Source organism: Brevibacterium sp. HMSC22B09 (genome assembly GCF_001806795.1).
Lineage (GTDB): Bacteria > Actinomycetota > Actinomycetes > Actinomycetales > Brevibacteriaceae > Brevibacterium > Brevibacterium ravenspurgense.
Genome location: NZ_KV786024.1, coordinates 1 through 14335, shown reverse-complemented (window position 1 = coordinate 14335; position 14335 = coordinate 1). Strand labels below are relative to the sequence as shown.

Below are 14335 nucleotides of genomic sequence, written 5' to 3'. Positions count from 1 at the left end.
TTAACTAACCTCCCCGATCAGTACAGCTAGGTGTCTGAGTCCACCTTGTTCCGCAGCCGTCTGAGGACGCGGTAGACCGTCGCGCGCGAGACGCCGAAATCTTCGGCGGCAGTTGTCGGGCTCGATTGGCCGGATTCGATGAGTGCGACGATGCTGCGCTGCTGAGAGGTGGTCAGTGCTTGCGGTCTGCCACCGGTGCGCCCGCGGGCCCGGGCGGCTTCTAATCCGCGGCGGGTGCGTTCGCGGATGAGATCGCGTTCGACTTCGGCAACTGCCGCCATGACGGCGACGAGAATCTTCCCGCCGGGCTGGCTGGGGTCGGTGGTCAGGCCATCGAGAGTGCGCACCGTGACACCTCGGTCGGCGAGGTCGGCTAACAGCTCGTGGATGCCGACAATGGAGCGGCAGAGACGATCGAGCTTCGTGGCGACAAGTTCGTCACCGGGGCGCAGATGGGAGAGGAGGTCATCCATTCCTGGCCGAACGCGGGAAGCGCCGGTGATGATGTCGCTGAAGATGCGCTGGCAGCCGGCAGCTTCGAGCTGGGCGCTTTGGGAGTCAAGATTCTGGGCGCGTGAGGACACCCGCGCGTAGCCGAATACTGTGCCTGTCACCGATTGCACCTCCCGCACCGTCGTTGCTGCCACTGTACGAGACTCCGGTTCGTCGCAGAACTCATAGCCAGCGGCATCTGGGATGTGAGACGGGGTTTTGCGACAGATGAGGTCGGTGGCAGCACGTCGCGGCCGTCGCAGAAGACCGTGTTGCAGATACGGTGGTTTCTGATGAACGGCAACATCGTGCAGTTCGTCTGAATGAGTGCGGCGTTACGCGCAGGTTGGTCGGTAGGCCGACGCAGAACAGCCCCCTATGAGACAGCAACATGGAACGACTCGTCTCGCGTTTTGCACCCTCCCCCACTCTTTCCCTGCGGGTGAGCTTGCTCCACCTCAGAGATCAGCTGATCCTCTCATCTTGGTCGCCCACCAATAAGAACTCCTCTTGTGAGGGAGAGAGTGGAGGGCCACCTCTTGGTGAGGTCGGCGAGGATCAGGTCGGCTCGATGTCCTTCGGTCAGAGAGCCACGGTCGTCAAGACCCACACAGGCGGCTGCACCGGAAGTCACGAGCCGCACCGCCTGGGGAAGCGTTGCAATTCCATCACGCACTAGTCGCAGTGCGCCCGGAAGCATCGATGTGGGGATGTAGTCGCTAGCCAACGCGTCGATCAGGCCCGCAGATGCGAGTTCGGATGCCGGTACGTTGGCGGTGTGAGATCTTCCCCGGACGATGTTCGGTGCCCCCGCGACGATGAGCATCCCGTGATCCCGGGCCGCACGGGCAGCCGCGACTGTTGTCGGGAACTCCGCCACACTACAGCCACGGTCGGCAGCCGCCGACACCTCCTCCGGTGTCGCGAGGTCGTGGGCGAAAAGTCGAATGGAACCTGCCCGGACCAAGCCCTCCAACCACGACAGAGTACGGTCACGCACAGCAAGGCGCTCGTCACGACTGCTGCGCCACCATTCCACATGATCAGCAGCGTCGTCGTCACTCATTCGATCGCTGTCAACCAGCCACTTCTGCATTTTCGCTGGGTCGGCGAACTGTCCCTGCCCCGGCGTGTGGTCTTCGTGCGACACGACGGGCACTCGTCCACCCGGAAGACACGAATCACCATCGTTCGGCCCCTGTGGATGCAGTGCACACATCTCGTCCTGAGGTGCCGATTCCGATGACTCCAACTCCTTCGTGAGCAGCGCAAGTCCGTATTCGCAGCGCACATCGAGCCGGTGCAGAACCTGATGATCGACTTGAGTGTCGTCAGTGCGACGGAGTGCTCCCGAGAGTTCGGACGCTGCGGGAGAATCGATCGGTCTTCCCACGATCGACCGTTCCTGGAAGGCCAGGCCGTGGAACGCGGTAGTGATGCCTGCCGCACGAAGCCGGGCACCCGCAGACGCAACCGCGAAGGAGGGATCGAGAACGACACCGGGCCGTGGACGGATATCTCGCGACAGCACATCGCTGTGGACGTCGACGAGCCCGGGCAGCACGTGTGCGCCGCGAGCATCCAGGTCACAGGCAGTGCCACGTGGATGCGGCCCGACGTGAGCGATTCGACCGCTGCGGACGACCACCCGGGCGTCGTCGATCACCCCGTTGGGCAGCACTGCTGTGGCGTGGCCGATCACGAGATCGGAGACTGGGCGGTCCGAGGTGAAGGATGTCATGGCCAGACAGCCTTCCATCCGGTCTTGACCCTCATGTGGACGCCTCATGAACGGCTGCCCACAAGAATGCCCTGTTCGTCCTTGATTCACACACCGTTGTCCAGCACCCCCCTTGGAGTTCACAAATCCTCTATACCTTTGAGGAGGCAACCAGGAGTCATATAGAGGACTTGACATGATCGAACTCGTCGACGTCAGTAAGACCTATAAGGGCGGCGTGCAGGCTTTGGGACCCACGGACCTCTCGATCGAGGCCGGGAGAGTGACCGTGCTCCTCGGCCCGTCGGGAGCTGGCAAGTCCACGCTGCTGCGGTGCATGAATTTGCTCGTGAAGCCGAGCACGGGAGGCGTGCGAGCGGACGGCGTGCCGTCGCTCGAAACGCGCGGCGACCTTCGACGGCATCGCCGGCGCACCGGGATGGTGTTCCAGCACCACCAGCTCATCCCGCGTTACACAGCGCTGCGGAATGTGCTGCTCGGCCGGGTCGGATATTACAGCTTCTGGCGCAGCCTCCTGCCCTTCGGCCGCGCCGACGAGCGCATCGCCCTGGAGGCGCTCGACCGTGTCGGACTGCTGGACAAGGCCCTCACCCGAGTCGACAACCTCAGCGGCGGCATGCAGCAGCGCGTGGGGATCGCCCGCGCACTCGCCCAGCAACCGGACCTGATCCTTGCCGATGAACCCGTGGCCAGCCTCGATCCCGCCACAGCACGTCGCGTCATGGAGCTGCTGCGCCGCGTCTGCCAGGAGAACGGCATCACTCTCGTCGCCAGCCTTCATCAGGTCGACCTCGCGCTCGAGCACGCCGACCGCATCGTCGGCCTCGCCCATGGCCGGATCGTTTACGACGGTCCCGCAGACGAAGTCGACGACGATGACCTCCGCGTGATCTACGAAGACGCACGCGACGAGCCGCAGACTGAGGATCCGTCCCATCTCGCCGAAGACCGACTCGCGATCGAGCGCCGCTGACCCCAGCTTCTTCACCCGCCCTCCATCCAGCAAACGACATCCCACCACACCGCCTTCGATCAACTGAAACAGGAGTGAATCACCGTGCTTGGACGCCCCCGCCTCACCGCAGCCGCAACAGCAACCCTGACGGCTTCTGCCCTTCTCCTCTCCGGCTGCACTGCCGCCTCCGAGACAAGCGCCGCCCCCGAAACCCTTCGGGTTGCGCTGCTTCCCGATGAGAATGCCTCGGAGATCATCAAGAACAATGAACCACTCAAGAGTCACCTCGAGGAGCAGGTGGGGCTGGAGGTCGAGCTCGTGGTGACGACCGACTACTCCTCGATGATCGAGGCGATGGCCCGCGGCCGCCTCGAACTCGGCTACTTCGGTCCGCTGTCGTACGTCCTCGCCCAGGAGAAGGCCGACATCGAGCCCTTCGCCGCTCTGCAGGAGGTCGAGGGCGAGGACCCCACTTACCAGTCGGTCTTCATCGCCAACAGCGAGTCCGGGATCGAGACCCTCGACGATGTCGCCGGCAAGACTGTCGCGTGGGGCGACCAGGCGAGCACGTCGAGTCACCTGATCCCCAAGGCCATGCTCGCCGAAGGCGCGGACCTGCGAGTTGACCACGGCGATTATGAAGAGCAGCACGTCGACTCTCACGATGCGGTGGCCCTGACGGTCCAGAACGGCAATGCGGATGCGGGGGGCATGAGCCTGCCCATCTATGAGCGCATGGCCGAGGAGGGACTCATCGATCCCGCGACCGTCGTCAAGGTCCAGGAGTCCGAGCCTTACGCCAACTATCCGTGGACCATGCAGTCGGACCTCCCCGAAGACCTGAAGGAGAAGCTGCGGAGAGCGTTCCTGGACCTCGAAGATCCGGCCGTGCTCGAACCGTTCGACGCCGCCGGCTTCGAAGAGGTCACCGACTCGGATTACGACGCGGTGCGCGAGCTCGCACCGCTGCTCGACATCGACCTTGAGGACTACCAGTGAGCACCAGCACAGAAAGCGCAAGCACAGGCCGCCTGCTGGACGAGCAGCGAGAGCAGGAGTACCTGCAGATCTCCGACCAGGCACGGTCCGGCTGGAGGCGCTCGGTCGCTGTCACCGGGATCGTCCTCGTCACCGTGCTGGTGAGCTCGTGGGTCGTCGGGATGCTCGACGGCACCCGCATGATCACAGGACTGGCGGACATCGCCGACCTGCTGAGTGAGATGTGGGTACCGGACTTCACCAACCTCAACAGCTGGTGGGGCCCGCTGTGGGACTCGATGACGATGAGCATCGCGGCCACCGCGCTGGCGGTGCTGCTCTCCGTTCCACTGGCATTGTGCGGCGCCCGCAACACCTCGCCGCATCCGGCGGTCTACTGGGTCGCCCGGCTCATCCTCAACGTGCTGCGCTCCGTGCCGGAGCTGATCCTGGCCATCGTCTTCGTGGCGGCCGTCGGATTCGGCGCTCTGCCCGGAGCGCTGGCACTGGGGATCCACTCCGCGGGAATGGTGGGCAAGTTCTTCGCCGAGGCGATCGAGCATGCCGATCACGCGCCTGTCGAGGCCGCCCGCGCGACTGGTGCCGGCCCGGCGCAGGTGATCCTGCACGGCATCCTGCCGCAGGTTCTGCCGCAGATGGCTGACACCACCGTATACCGCTGGGAGCTCAACTTCCGGGCCTCGGTGGTCGTGGGCGTCGTCGGAGCTGGCGGCATCGGCTTCGAGCTGATCGCCGCCCTCCGCACCCTCCAGTACGACGAGGTCGCCGCGATCCTGCTCGTCATCCTTGCCACAGTCACCCTGGTCGACGCCCTCGGCGGAGCGTTGCGAAAGAGGTTCCAATGACAGACACACACCCGACGGATACGCACGTGACGGAGACTCCCCACCGCCCGGTGGTGGTCCTCACCCACCGCGTGCATCCCCCGATCCTCGAGATGCTCGCTGACAGCTGCGAGGTGATCGCGAACCAGAGCGACGGCAGCCTACCCGCCTCGGAGCTGCGACGCAGGGCAGCAGGCGCGGACGCCCTCATGGCGTTCATGCCGGATCGGATCACCGCAGAGTTCCTCGACGCCTGTCCGCGCCTGCAGGTGGTCGCCGGCGCCCTCAAAGGCCACGACAACATCGATGTCAACGCGTGCACCGAGCGCGGCATCTGGCTGACGCGGGTCGAGGATCTCCTCACCGAACCCACCGCCGAACTCGCGGTCGGTCTGCTCATCGGACTCGCGCGCAACATCACGGCAGGAGACCGCGCGGTGCGGGCCGGCCTTGCGGGATGGCGACCGACGCTCTACGGAAGCACGCTCGTGGGCTCGACAATCGGCCTCGTGGGCGCGGGAAGGCTCGGACGGGCAGTGGCGCGGCTGCTCAGCGGCTTCGACGCGAACCTGCTCTACTGCGATCCTGAGCCATTGTCCTCCGCCGGCGACCACGGTTTGCAGATGGAGCACGTGGAACTCGGTGAGCTGTTGACGCGCAGCGACGCCGTGGCGGTCTGTGCCCCGCTGGCCGCGAACACCCTGCACCTGCTTGGCCGCGCCCAATTGGAATCGATGCGGCCGGGGTCGCTGCTCGTCAACGTCGGGCGCGGCTCCGTAGTGGACGAGGTCGCCGTGGTTGAGCTGCTGCGCAGCGGGCACCTCGGCGGATTCGCCTCGGACGTGTTCGAGTTCGAGGACCTCTCGCGCCCGGACCGTCCTGAAGGCGTGCCCGAGGAGCTCCTGGCGATACAGGACCGGACTCTCTTCACTCCGCACCTCGGGTCCGCTGTGGCCTCCGCGAGGCTCAGGATCGAGGAACATGCTGCCGAGGCGATCCTGCAGGTGCTTACCGGCGAGGTGCCCGACGGTGCAGTCAACCGTCCCCTGCGCACGCACTCCCCTGGTCCGACGCCTGCATTATGATCAGTTCCATCAATCGCGTCACGTCGAAGAAGTCTGCGCCTCGGGTCCCGGTGTATCTGGCCGCGGCAGACACTCTCGCCGAGCAGATCGCAGATCACCCGGTCGGTACCCGGCTTCCGCCGGAAGACGCGCTCGCCGGTCAGCTCGGTGTCAGCCGACTGACCGCGCGGGCGGCGTTGGCGGAATTGGAGAGGCGCTACCTGGTGCGGCGACGGCAGGGCAGCGGCACGTACGTCTCCCGTCGGGTCGACTACACGATCAGCCGTTGCCATCCGCCGTCATGGAGCCAGAGCGTCCGCAATGCGGGACTCACACCTGACGTCCGGACCACAGAATGGCGACTCGAGACTCCGTCGCCCGAGGTGCGCCGGCGAATGAGGATGGGACCGAGGCGGCAGGTGCTGGCGCTCTCGCGTGACCGGTACATCGACAACGAGCTGGTCGGCTTCGCCGAGTCCTTCTTCGACACGCAGCTGGTGCCGGACCTGCCCCAGGTTCTCGACCCGTTCGCCTCGCTGTACGAGACCCTGGATGATCACTACGGGCTCCGACCGGTTCGCGGATGGTTCGGCGTGGCCATCGATCCCGCACCGCCCGAGGTCGCCGAGCACCTCGGGCTGAGCGGCCGACCGCCGGTCATCTCGATCCGCTCACGGACAGATGCCGCAGCACGAGACCACCAGCCGGTGGAGCTCACGGTCTCGTGGCTGAGGGCCGACGTATTCCGCATCGAGATCGACTTCGACACATGAGTCCGCCAGCGTAGGCCTTTCCGCAGGCGAACCCTGACCCACCGTCAGCGCGCCCTGCAGGCCAGCTCCAAAGATGGCGTTAGTCGAGTCGACAACCCGAGGGCTGCAGGGTCAGAACCTGGACTACGCTTTCTCCACACGAATGCCCCGTACCAGGATCGCAGCCCGAGGCTCCCTTTGACTCGCACTTTTGCACGATTGCGAGCAGCAGGGTGCCCGCCTGCAGGAGCCCGATGCCCTCATGGTCCTGCGGTTCGGCGACCACGGCCTCGATCCAGGTGCGCAGCTGCACCTCACTCCTGTTGCGGAGATCACGTCTCTCTGGATGGAGTCGGACCCGGGCAGCCGGCCCGGACCGATGCAGGAGTGAGCAATTCCGCGGGCCGCCGGTGGTCTTCTGCCACGGCACCCCGTGGTCGTCAGCCGTGTGGCGGCCTGTGGCCGACGCCCTGAGCGCTGACTTCACGGTCCACCTGTGGGACATGCTCGGCTATGGGACATCGACGAAGGTTGACGGGCAGGACGTCTCGCTCAGCGCCCAGGCTGCGTTGCTCGCGGATCTGCTCGATCACTGGGGCCTGGCCGATCCGCACATGGTCGCCCACGACTACGGCGGCGCAGTGGCCCTTCGCGCTCACCTGCTTCACCACGCTGAATACAACTCATTGGCCCTGGTCGACGTGGTTGCTCTGGCCCCGTGGGGCTCGGAGTTCTTCCGCCTCGTCGCCGACAACTCCGCAGTGTTCGCTTGGATCCCGGTTGACCGCGCCCACCGACTCGCAGAGCTCATTCCCGGTTCCGAGCTGCACCTCGTGCCCGAGGCCGGTCACCTGATCCATTTCGACGCGCCCGAACGGCTCACCGCCGTATTGCAGAGATGGCTGCTGAGCCAAGAGTTCTGACAGTCTTTCCGCAGCTGGCACCGCCCGGTGACGTTCTTGCGGGTCATTTGTGAGACTGCCGGGCCGCCGCAGTCGATCAGTCTCGGCGTGCCCAAGTTCTCAGCGATGTCCCGATTCGGTGCAGCACGCTCGGCAGGCACTGTCGGTGCCTCGTGCGTGGAGCGGAAGACGTGGAAGCCTGGGTCGCCTGGCAGAAGGACTCCTCGGGTGTGACGACGGTGTCGAGCTCGTCTGGGTCGACGGCAGCGATCCACTTCTGCGCGGCAGTGGTGCGGCGCGTTGTGGAGTGCTTCAGATGTGGGTCGATCTCCCGGCCCAAGCGCAGCATCTCGGTTGCGATGCCCTGCCGCTGCAGCGCCGGCTCAGTGGCGATGTAGCTGATCTCGGATGAGAACCATGTGAGGTAGGCGATGCGATGATGCGCCAGGTGGCGGTGCTCGATCTCCGGATCTTCAGGATCGACTGCGCGATCGAAAACCCAGATCGCATGTGCGGCATCCCCGCGCGGTGGCGCGAAGTACGGATATACCGTCACACCGTTCTTGATCACAAAAGGCGGCAGCACCTGCCAGTCGTAGTACGGCCGATCCCACGGGTTTCGCGTCATGCCTGCTCCATTCTCTCCTGCGCTCACTGCGTTGCGCGCACCGCGCTTTTAGCTTCGAGTCGTCGGCAGCGCTCCTCGGCCGCGGCCTGGGCTTTACGAGCGTGGTGTGTGACGGTGGATCTGAGCAGATGGGCTGCTGGGGCTTCGCAGGTCCTCACTGCTCAGCTGCCGGGAGGGGTGCGAGATCCTTGTCGGCCTCAGCAAGAATCCACTCCCCGTCGGCGAAGAGGATCTCACACTCATCAGGTACGCCGGCACGCGGCAGCATGTTGACTTCATAGTAGGGCTGCCCGTCGTAAGACAGCGAAGTGGCGTCTTGGCACGAGACGGCGTGGTAGATGCCAAGCGGTGTCCTGTTCATGTCGTCCTCCCAATCACTGGCAGTTGATGACTGAACCGTGTGTCTCAGATGTGGAGCTCGGGATCGTCGTCGCTGTGATCGGGGTCTGCTGCCTCAATTAGGACGTTGCCGACGAGTTTTGAGTGTGTCGATCGCGGATCACCGGGGCGAGCAGGACAGTGACCATAATATTGAGCAGCAGGCGATTGGCCCTGGACGGCTCGCGCTTGTCGACCGGTGCACCCGGATCGTGCTTTGCGCGCAGCCAGACTGCCGTACTGGATCGGCAGGGCGTTTGCCGTCGTTGCTGCATTCTGGCATGTGCGGATGCCCTTGCTCGTTTCAGGAGTGTCGGCCTATCGCTTGGGGTTGTGTCCCGGCTGCATGGTCCCGTCGGTCGTCTGCGGCTTGGCTGTCGGGGCAGGCCGGGGCTCTGGGGCGCCGTCGCCTGGCCGGGTTCCAGCCTGTATGAACGGTCCGGCGGTCTGTGCTGGACCACCGGGTGCGGCAACGGCCACGCGCGGTCCCTGCACCCGAGGTGGGGGTGGTGCACTGCCCTGACCGGTCGCCGATGGACGGGATGCCGGCTTCTGTGGCTGCTGCGGTGCTGTCTGTCCTCCTGCAGACGGGGGACCAGCCGGTGCCGGCGCTGGTGCGGCAGGCTGCTGGGCAGCCTCCCGGTTCGCAGGCACAGATTGCTGACCACCAGGCTGCGCGGCCTGCTGACGGGGCTGATGCAGGAACAGGTGACAGATGCAGTTTCCTGTTCAGGCCGCTAACGTCAGCGCCTGCGTGATGAGTTTCTCCTCGTAGGCGACCGGGGTCAACTTCCCCAGGCCCTGCTGTTTCCTCCTTCGGTGATAGGTCCTCTCGATCCAGGAGACGATCCGCATCCGCAGCTCTTCTCTGGTCCGCCACGGCTGCGCGTCGAGCACGTTGTTCTGCAACAGGCTGTAGAAGGATTCCATGGCCGCGTTATCCCCGGCGGCACCGACTCGACCCATGGATCCGACTAGGCCGTGGTATTCCAATGCGCGGAGGAATTTCTTCGCTCGAAATTGCGATCCTCGATCGCTGTGGACGATGCATCCGGCCACCTCAGCCCCGGTGCGGGCCCGGTTGGCAATGGCGTTGTTCAGCGCCCGTACCGCCAGCGAGGCCTTCATCCTGCTATCGATGCTGTAGCCGATGATCCGCCGTGAGCAGGCGTCCTTGACCGCATAGAGATAGAGCTTTCCCTCACCGGTGTGGTGCTCGGTGATATCGGTCAGCCACACCTCGTTCAGAGCCTTCACGGCGCTGAACTGCCGGGCCACTAGATCATCGTGAACCGGTGGCCCGGGGCGAGTGCCCTTACCCTTGCGCCGACGGCTGATCACCGAGAACACCCCCTGAGAGCGGCAGAGCCGCCAGGCGGTGCGGTGGGCCATCGGGTAGCCGGCTGCTTCTGCTTCATCGGCCAGGTATCGATACCCGAACTCAGGATCCTCTCGGTGAGCATCGATCAGGGCATTGAGCCGGTGGGCCTCTTCCCACTCGGTATCGCTGATGGGGTTGGCCAGCCACCGGTAGTAGGGCTGGCGGGCGATCTTCAGCACCCGGCACGTCACCGCCACAGGGATTCCCGCAGCGGCGAGATCGCGTACGAGCGGGTACTTCATTTTGACGGAATCTGAGCTTGACCGAAGTAGGCCGCAGCCCGGCGCATCACCTCCAGCTCCTGCTCCAGGCGTCGGATCTTGCGGTTGGCAGCAGCCAGCTGGGACTTCTCATCGGTAGTCGGTCCAGGCTTACGGCGCTCAGTGTTGCCGGAGTCCAGATCGGCTTGGCGCATCCACTTGGTCAACGTGCCTTCATGGATGCCGAAGTCCTTAGCGACCTCAGCGATCGTGACATCATGATCGCGTTGCTGAGCAACACGCACCACATCGTCTTTGAACTCCTTCGGGTAAGGCTTGGGCATGATGACAATCCTTCCAGGCACGGGGTGACCGAGCCAGATCAGTTGTCACCTATCCCTGCATCAGCCCCTGTGAGGTCAGTGCGGTCTCGGTCTCGGCTCGTCGGGTGGCGACGAACTGTCCGCCTTCTGGCACTCCTCGCGGTGCCCGGATGAAACGAGTCACTGCGCCTCCTGTGCTTTCTGGTTGCTGTGGCCTGCACTGGATATGTGTGCGGGCCGGTGTTTGCCGGCGGCCAGCTCGGCATTGAACTGGGCTCGCTGGGAGCGCGGGGTTCCGGGCATGTTCGGGTCGTAGCGGAAGACCGGACGATCATCAGGCGCATCGGCGACCGGTTCGGATGCAGCCGCGTCGTCGGCACTGGTGGTGCGGGCAGCCTCTTCGTGCATGGCTGCGATGGTCTCGAGGTGTTCTAAGGTGAAGCGGATGCCGCGCGGCCACGCCAGATGTGGGTACCGTCCCTCAGCTACCCCGGCGCGGAGCATGTGCTCGGAGCAGCTCAGTATCTGGGTGGCCTCTTCGACGGTGTAGCCGATGCGAGGCAGTGGGGTCTCTGGCGCAGTTGTCGTGGTGCTCATATCGGTACCTATGCGAATAGGGGCGCACAGGCCGAAATTGCGTAGGTCCACTGGACCTATGAGACCCGATTGTTATTGATCGTTATTCCCTGCTGTTAAGTGTTATCGCAGGTCAGCGAACTGCCTAATGCGGAAGAAGGGTCGTAAAAAGGGTTCGAGTCCCCTTACCTCCACAAGTTGAATCCCGGAGCTTCGGCTCCGGGATTTTTTGTACCGTGGGGTTCTGTAGCAAAGTCTGCATCTGACGAGGGTTCTCGCAGTTGACACGACGGTGTGCGGCTGAGGCAATCATGTAGCAAGTGAATCTCAAGGATGAGCGGTTCTCGTTGCGTATGCAGGCCCGCGGTGGGGCACCGTAAGACCCACATCGATGATTCTGTGGCACTAAGACTGAGAGTGCGACATCATGGGCACTCCAGAAGCACCGCGCTCGGCGAAGCTTCGTGAAAGTAGAGCTGAGGTTCAGGTTATTCTTCCCGCATCCGATGTAGACGCCACTGGTAGGCAGCCAGGGGCATCCACGTATAGACGACTGGGATGAGGGCGACAATGAAACACGTGATTTCAACGCCTGCATTCCACTCCACTAGCTTGAGTAGGACGCAGACAGCGAGGAACACAATCGCTGTGACGACGCTGTATCGGACGAAACTGTCGCGTTGATGCTTAACTTCCGCGATTTGGTCAGTCCGCTCGGTGCGCAGCGGCGTTGCGCCCGGTTCGGCACGGAAAACATGAAAGGTGCCGCCGCTGAGTACATGCGCCCACCCCGCGCCTCGGCAGAGGTCGAAAAACTCCGGATCGGGATCAGTCTCATAAACGATCTGATAGGCCCATTCCTCGGCCGGGCCATCACGGAACGACCATCCATGCCCAAACAGAGCGATTCCGTCCAGATGTTTACCCCTACGGGCCATGTCCTGGAAAAGCTTTGTCTCTTGGTCGTGGCTGAACGCCAAACCGTTGCTGAAACGAGTGGTCATTGTTGAACCTCCTGAAGTAGTTGTTCTGCCCAAGCCATGAACTGTCTACGTTTGGTGACGTTTCTTTCAGCCGCTTCTGCGCCTGCCTCAGTGATGCGGTATAGGCGGCGGCGGTGGTCCGATTCGAGTTCCTCAATGAGGCCCGCCTCGTTGAGCTTTTTAAGCGTCGTGTACGCCGACGCTGGCCCCAGGGTCAACTCACCTCCCGTGCGCTCCTGTAGGTACTGCATGATCGAGTACCCGTGCCTCGGTTCTCCGAGACTGAGCAGAATGGCTAGTGCGCTATCAGGGATATTCCCGTCACCGAAGGGCGGTTTCCTTCCCACCTGTCATCTCCCAGTATATCGACACATGATATATCATTAAGTGATAATCGTAAGGTTCGCCCATTGACGTGTCAATATCGCGGCTCTATCGCGGGGAACGTCGCTAGAAGTGGCGAGGTGGGCTGGGGCCTAAGAGTGGAGTCTTCAGATTTACCCGCATAATTCAACGACGCCCTTGGGACCATGGAAGCCAACGAAATCTAGGCTTCGGGATTTTTTGTTTGGGGAGAATACCGTCTTCGGTGCGAGAGAGCCGCGGTTCAGCGGAAGTTTGCCGTCTGCACATCTGACAGTGCAATAGTGCTTTGACCTGCACAGACGGAATCGCCAACGGAATAATTCGCGGCGCCCAGGCATTTGCGTAGATAGAGGGCCAACTGGCAGAAAGCTCGAGATCTCAGAGATGTTGACCCGCGCGAATAAGAGGACTTTTCTCTTTGGAGATGACAAATATAACTGAGTTCAAGACTGTAAGCATCCTCGGCGGCGGCGTTCTCGGATCACAGATCGCCATGCAGGCCGCATACCACGGCAAAGACGTCACCATTTACGATGCCTTCCAGGAATCGCTCGATAAGCTTCCCGCGCGCTGGGACTGGATGCGCGCCGGATACGAAGAAGACCTTGAGGACTTCACTGCCGACAAGTTCGATGAAGCTCTGAAGCGGATCTCCACCACCACTGATCTCAAAGAGGCAGTTTCAGACACGGACATCGTCATCGAAGCAGTCCCAGAAAACCTTGAACTCAAGCGCGAGACGTGGGAAAAGGTGGGGCAAGCTGGCTGATGAGCGAACCGTGTTTGCGACGAACACCTCGTCGCTGCTGCCGTCGCTCTTTGCTGACTCGTCCGGCGCTCCCGAACGCTTCCTTGCCATCCACTACGCCAACCGCATCTGGAAGCAGAACCTCGCCGAAGTCATGGGAACCCCGAAGACGGACGAAAAGTTCGTCGAAAAAGCACTGAAGTACGCGGAAGAAACCGGCATGGTTCCCGCTTACGTGAAGAAGGAAACCCCCGGCACTTCCTGAACTCGATGCTCATTCCGTGGCTGAACGCAGGCAAAGACCTGTACATGAATGGAGTCGGCAACCCCGAAGACATCGACAACGCCTGGAAACTCGGAACAGGCAACCCCCGCGGTCCGTTCGAGGTCTACGACGTCGTCGGCTTCCACGTTGCCTCCCACATTGCCCGCAACTCCGGCACAGAGATCGGCAAGGGCTTCGCCGACAAGCTCCAGGAGGCCATCGACGCTGGATTCAGCGGCGTGGCTGACCGCAAGGGCTTCTACGTCTACGACGATGCCGGCAACATCACCGGCGCAAACGACTTCTTCAAGCAGTAATGCGCTGAGCCTCAGCTGCTGTTCATGCTGGGGCAAGGAGAAGCGCAAACTTCCGACCCTTCTCGGGGGAGCCGGCCCCTGGGCTTGACCTACCATCTGCGCGGATGAATCTGTGCCACAGACCCCTAATACAGATGGCTAAAAGGACTGCCGGCCCGCCGGCTGTCGAAAGGGTGGAAAGCGAACGGCCGGCCGGGCTTTCGCCCGACCGGCCAGGAGAGAGTCACTGCAGGAACTCCTGCGCTTTGCTTAGATTCGGCGACCAGAAATGATTACGGCCACTCCACCGACTGCAAGCAGTGCGATGCCAGCAAGCCCAACGGCCAGACCGGTCGCACCGGTGCGCGGCAGGCTGCCGGATGCGGAGGAGCTGGGCTTCGTGCCGTTGTCCTGAGAACCTGAAGTTCCCGAGGTGCCGGGCTTGTCAGCTCCAGGAGCTTC

At 63.1% G+C, this 14335-nt stretch carries 19 protein-coding genes; 10 read left to right on the top strand and 9 right to left on the bottom strand.

The genetic code is table 11. The features are described from left to right. Positions 1-26: 26 nt before the first annotated feature. Positions 27-614, bottom strand: a complete 588-nt coding sequence (locus HMPREF3087_RS07905) for a recombinase family protein (RefSeq protein WP_019174196.1) — start codon at positions 612-614, stop codon at positions 27-29. Between the two features lie 356 nt (positions 615-970). Beyond that, positions 971-2233, bottom strand: coding sequence for an alpha-D-ribose 1-methylphosphonate 5-triphosphate diphosphatase (locus tag HMPREF3087_RS07900; RefSeq protein WP_256173074.1), 1263 nt, complete (start codon positions 2231-2233; stop codon positions 971-973). 175 nt (positions 2234-2408) lie between these two features. Between HMPREF3087_RS07900 and phnC the strand changes: the two genes are divergently transcribed. From phnC to HMPREF3087_RS07865, 7 genes are all read left to right on the top strand, one after another. Beyond that, on the top strand, positions 2409-3206 hold the full coding sequence (gene phnC / locus HMPREF3087_RS07895) for a phosphonate ABC transporter ATP-binding protein (RefSeq protein ID WP_019174194.1): 798 nt from the start codon (positions 2409-2411) through the stop codon (positions 3204-3206). 84 nt (positions 3207-3290) lie between these two features. Beyond that, positions 3291-4187: a phosphate/phosphite/phosphonate ABC transporter substrate-binding protein gene (gene phnD, locus HMPREF3087_RS07890; RefSeq protein WP_070428720.1), complete on the top strand. Its 897-nt coding sequence runs from the start codon at positions 3291-3293 to the stop codon at positions 4185-4187. A 32-nt stretch (positions 4188-4219) separates the two neighbouring features. After that, complete coding sequence (phnE, locus tag HMPREF3087_RS07885) at positions 4220-5032, top strand: phosphonate ABC transporter, permease protein PhnE (protein ID WP_370919332.1); 813 nt, start codon at positions 4220-4222, stop codon at positions 5030-5032. Beyond that, positions 5029-6096 (top strand): phosphonate dehydrogenase, encoded by a 1068-nt coding sequence (locus HMPREF3087_RS07880; RefSeq protein WP_070428719.1) that lies wholly within the window; start codon positions 5029-5031, stop codon positions 6094-6096. Before phnE ends, HMPREF3087_RS07880 begins: the two co-directional genes overlap by 4 nt. After that, on the top strand, positions 6093-6848 hold the full coding sequence (locus HMPREF3087_RS07875; protein ID WP_197456690.1) for a GntR family transcriptional regulator: 756 nt from the start codon (positions 6093-6095) through the stop codon (positions 6846-6848). The genes HMPREF3087_RS07880 and HMPREF3087_RS07875 overlap by 4 nt, the downstream gene beginning before the upstream one ends. Before the next feature lie 190 nt (positions 6849-7038). Then, positions 7039-7218: a hypothetical protein gene (locus HMPREF3087_RS10550; protein ID WP_085916890.1), complete on the top strand. Its 180-nt coding sequence runs from the start codon at positions 7039-7041 to the stop codon at positions 7216-7218. 19 nt (positions 7219-7237) lie between these two features. Continuing rightward, positions 7238-7750 (top strand): alpha/beta fold hydrolase, encoded by a 513-nt coding sequence (locus tag HMPREF3087_RS07865; RefSeq protein WP_019174188.1) that lies wholly within the window; start codon positions 7238-7240, stop codon positions 7748-7750. A 76-nt stretch (positions 7751-7826) separates the two neighbouring features. On the opposite strand, the gene HMPREF3087_RS07860 is transcribed toward HMPREF3087_RS07865, so the two are convergent. The 6 genes from HMPREF3087_RS07860 to HMPREF3087_RS07830 all read right to left on the bottom strand — a co-directional run bounded on the left by HMPREF3087_RS07860 (position 7827) and on the right by HMPREF3087_RS07830 (position 12545). After that, positions 7827-8357, bottom strand: coding sequence for an N-acetyltransferase (locus HMPREF3087_RS07860; protein ID WP_019174187.1), 531 nt, complete (start codon positions 8355-8357; stop codon positions 7827-7829). Between the two features lie 154 nt (positions 8358-8511). Next, positions 8512-8718: a hypothetical protein gene (locus tag HMPREF3087_RS07855; protein WP_070424693.1), complete on the bottom strand. Its 207-nt coding sequence runs from the start codon at positions 8716-8718 to the stop codon at positions 8512-8514. 746 nt (positions 8719-9464) lie between these two features. After that, positions 9465-10660 (bottom strand): IS3 family transposase gene (locus tag HMPREF3087_RS07850; RefSeq protein WP_256173073.1). Its coding sequence is split into 2 segments (ribosomal slippage): positions 9465-10361 and positions 10364-10660, totalling 1194 coding nucleotides; the frame shifts between segments, so codons are not numbered across the junction. A gap of 159 nt (positions 10661-10819) precedes the next feature. Beyond that, on the bottom strand, positions 10820-11236 hold the full coding sequence (locus HMPREF3087_RS07840; RefSeq protein ID WP_019174182.1) for a hypothetical protein: 417 nt from the start codon (positions 11234-11236) through the stop codon (positions 10820-10822). 467 nt (positions 11237-11703) lie between these two features. After that, on the bottom strand, positions 11704-12219 hold the full coding sequence (locus HMPREF3087_RS07835) for a DUF2812 domain-containing protein (RefSeq protein WP_019174181.1): 516 nt from the start codon (positions 12217-12219) through the stop codon (positions 11704-11706). Beyond that, positions 12216-12545: a PadR family transcriptional regulator gene (locus HMPREF3087_RS07830; RefSeq protein WP_019174180.1), complete on the bottom strand. Its 330-nt coding sequence runs from the start codon at positions 12543-12545 to the stop codon at positions 12216-12218. Before HMPREF3087_RS07830 ends, HMPREF3087_RS07835 begins: the two co-directional genes overlap by 4 nt. A 443-nt stretch (positions 12546-12988) precedes the next feature. Between HMPREF3087_RS07830 and HMPREF3087_RS10750 the strand changes: the two genes are divergently transcribed. From HMPREF3087_RS10750 to HMPREF3087_RS10740, 3 genes are read left to right on the top strand one after another with little or no spacing between them, the layout of a single operon-like run. After that, positions 12989-13333, top strand: a complete 345-nt coding sequence (locus tag HMPREF3087_RS10750; protein WP_256173072.1) for a 3-hydroxyacyl-CoA dehydrogenase NAD-binding domain-containing protein — start codon at positions 12989-12991, stop codon at positions 13331-13333. Positions 13334-13343: 10 nt separating this feature from the next. Then, the gene (locus HMPREF3087_RS10745; RefSeq protein ID WP_256173071.1) at positions 13344-13577 is read left to right on the top strand and encodes a 3-hydroxyacyl-CoA dehydrogenase NAD-binding domain-containing protein; all 234 of its coding nucleotides are present in this window, start codon (positions 13344-13346) and stop codon (positions 13575-13577) included. A 44-nt stretch (positions 13578-13621) separates the two neighbouring features. Beyond that, complete coding sequence (locus HMPREF3087_RS10740) at positions 13622-13894, top strand: 3-hydroxyacyl-CoA dehydrogenase family protein (RefSeq protein ID WP_244878098.1); 273 nt, start codon at positions 13622-13624, stop codon at positions 13892-13894. Between the two features lie 249 nt (positions 13895-14143). On the opposite strand, the gene HMPREF3087_RS07820 is transcribed toward HMPREF3087_RS10740, so the two are convergent. Then, a partial coding sequence (locus HMPREF3087_RS07820) for an LPXTG cell wall anchor domain-containing protein (protein WP_141738908.1) occupies positions 14144-14335 on the bottom strand: 192 nt, incomplete at its 5' end.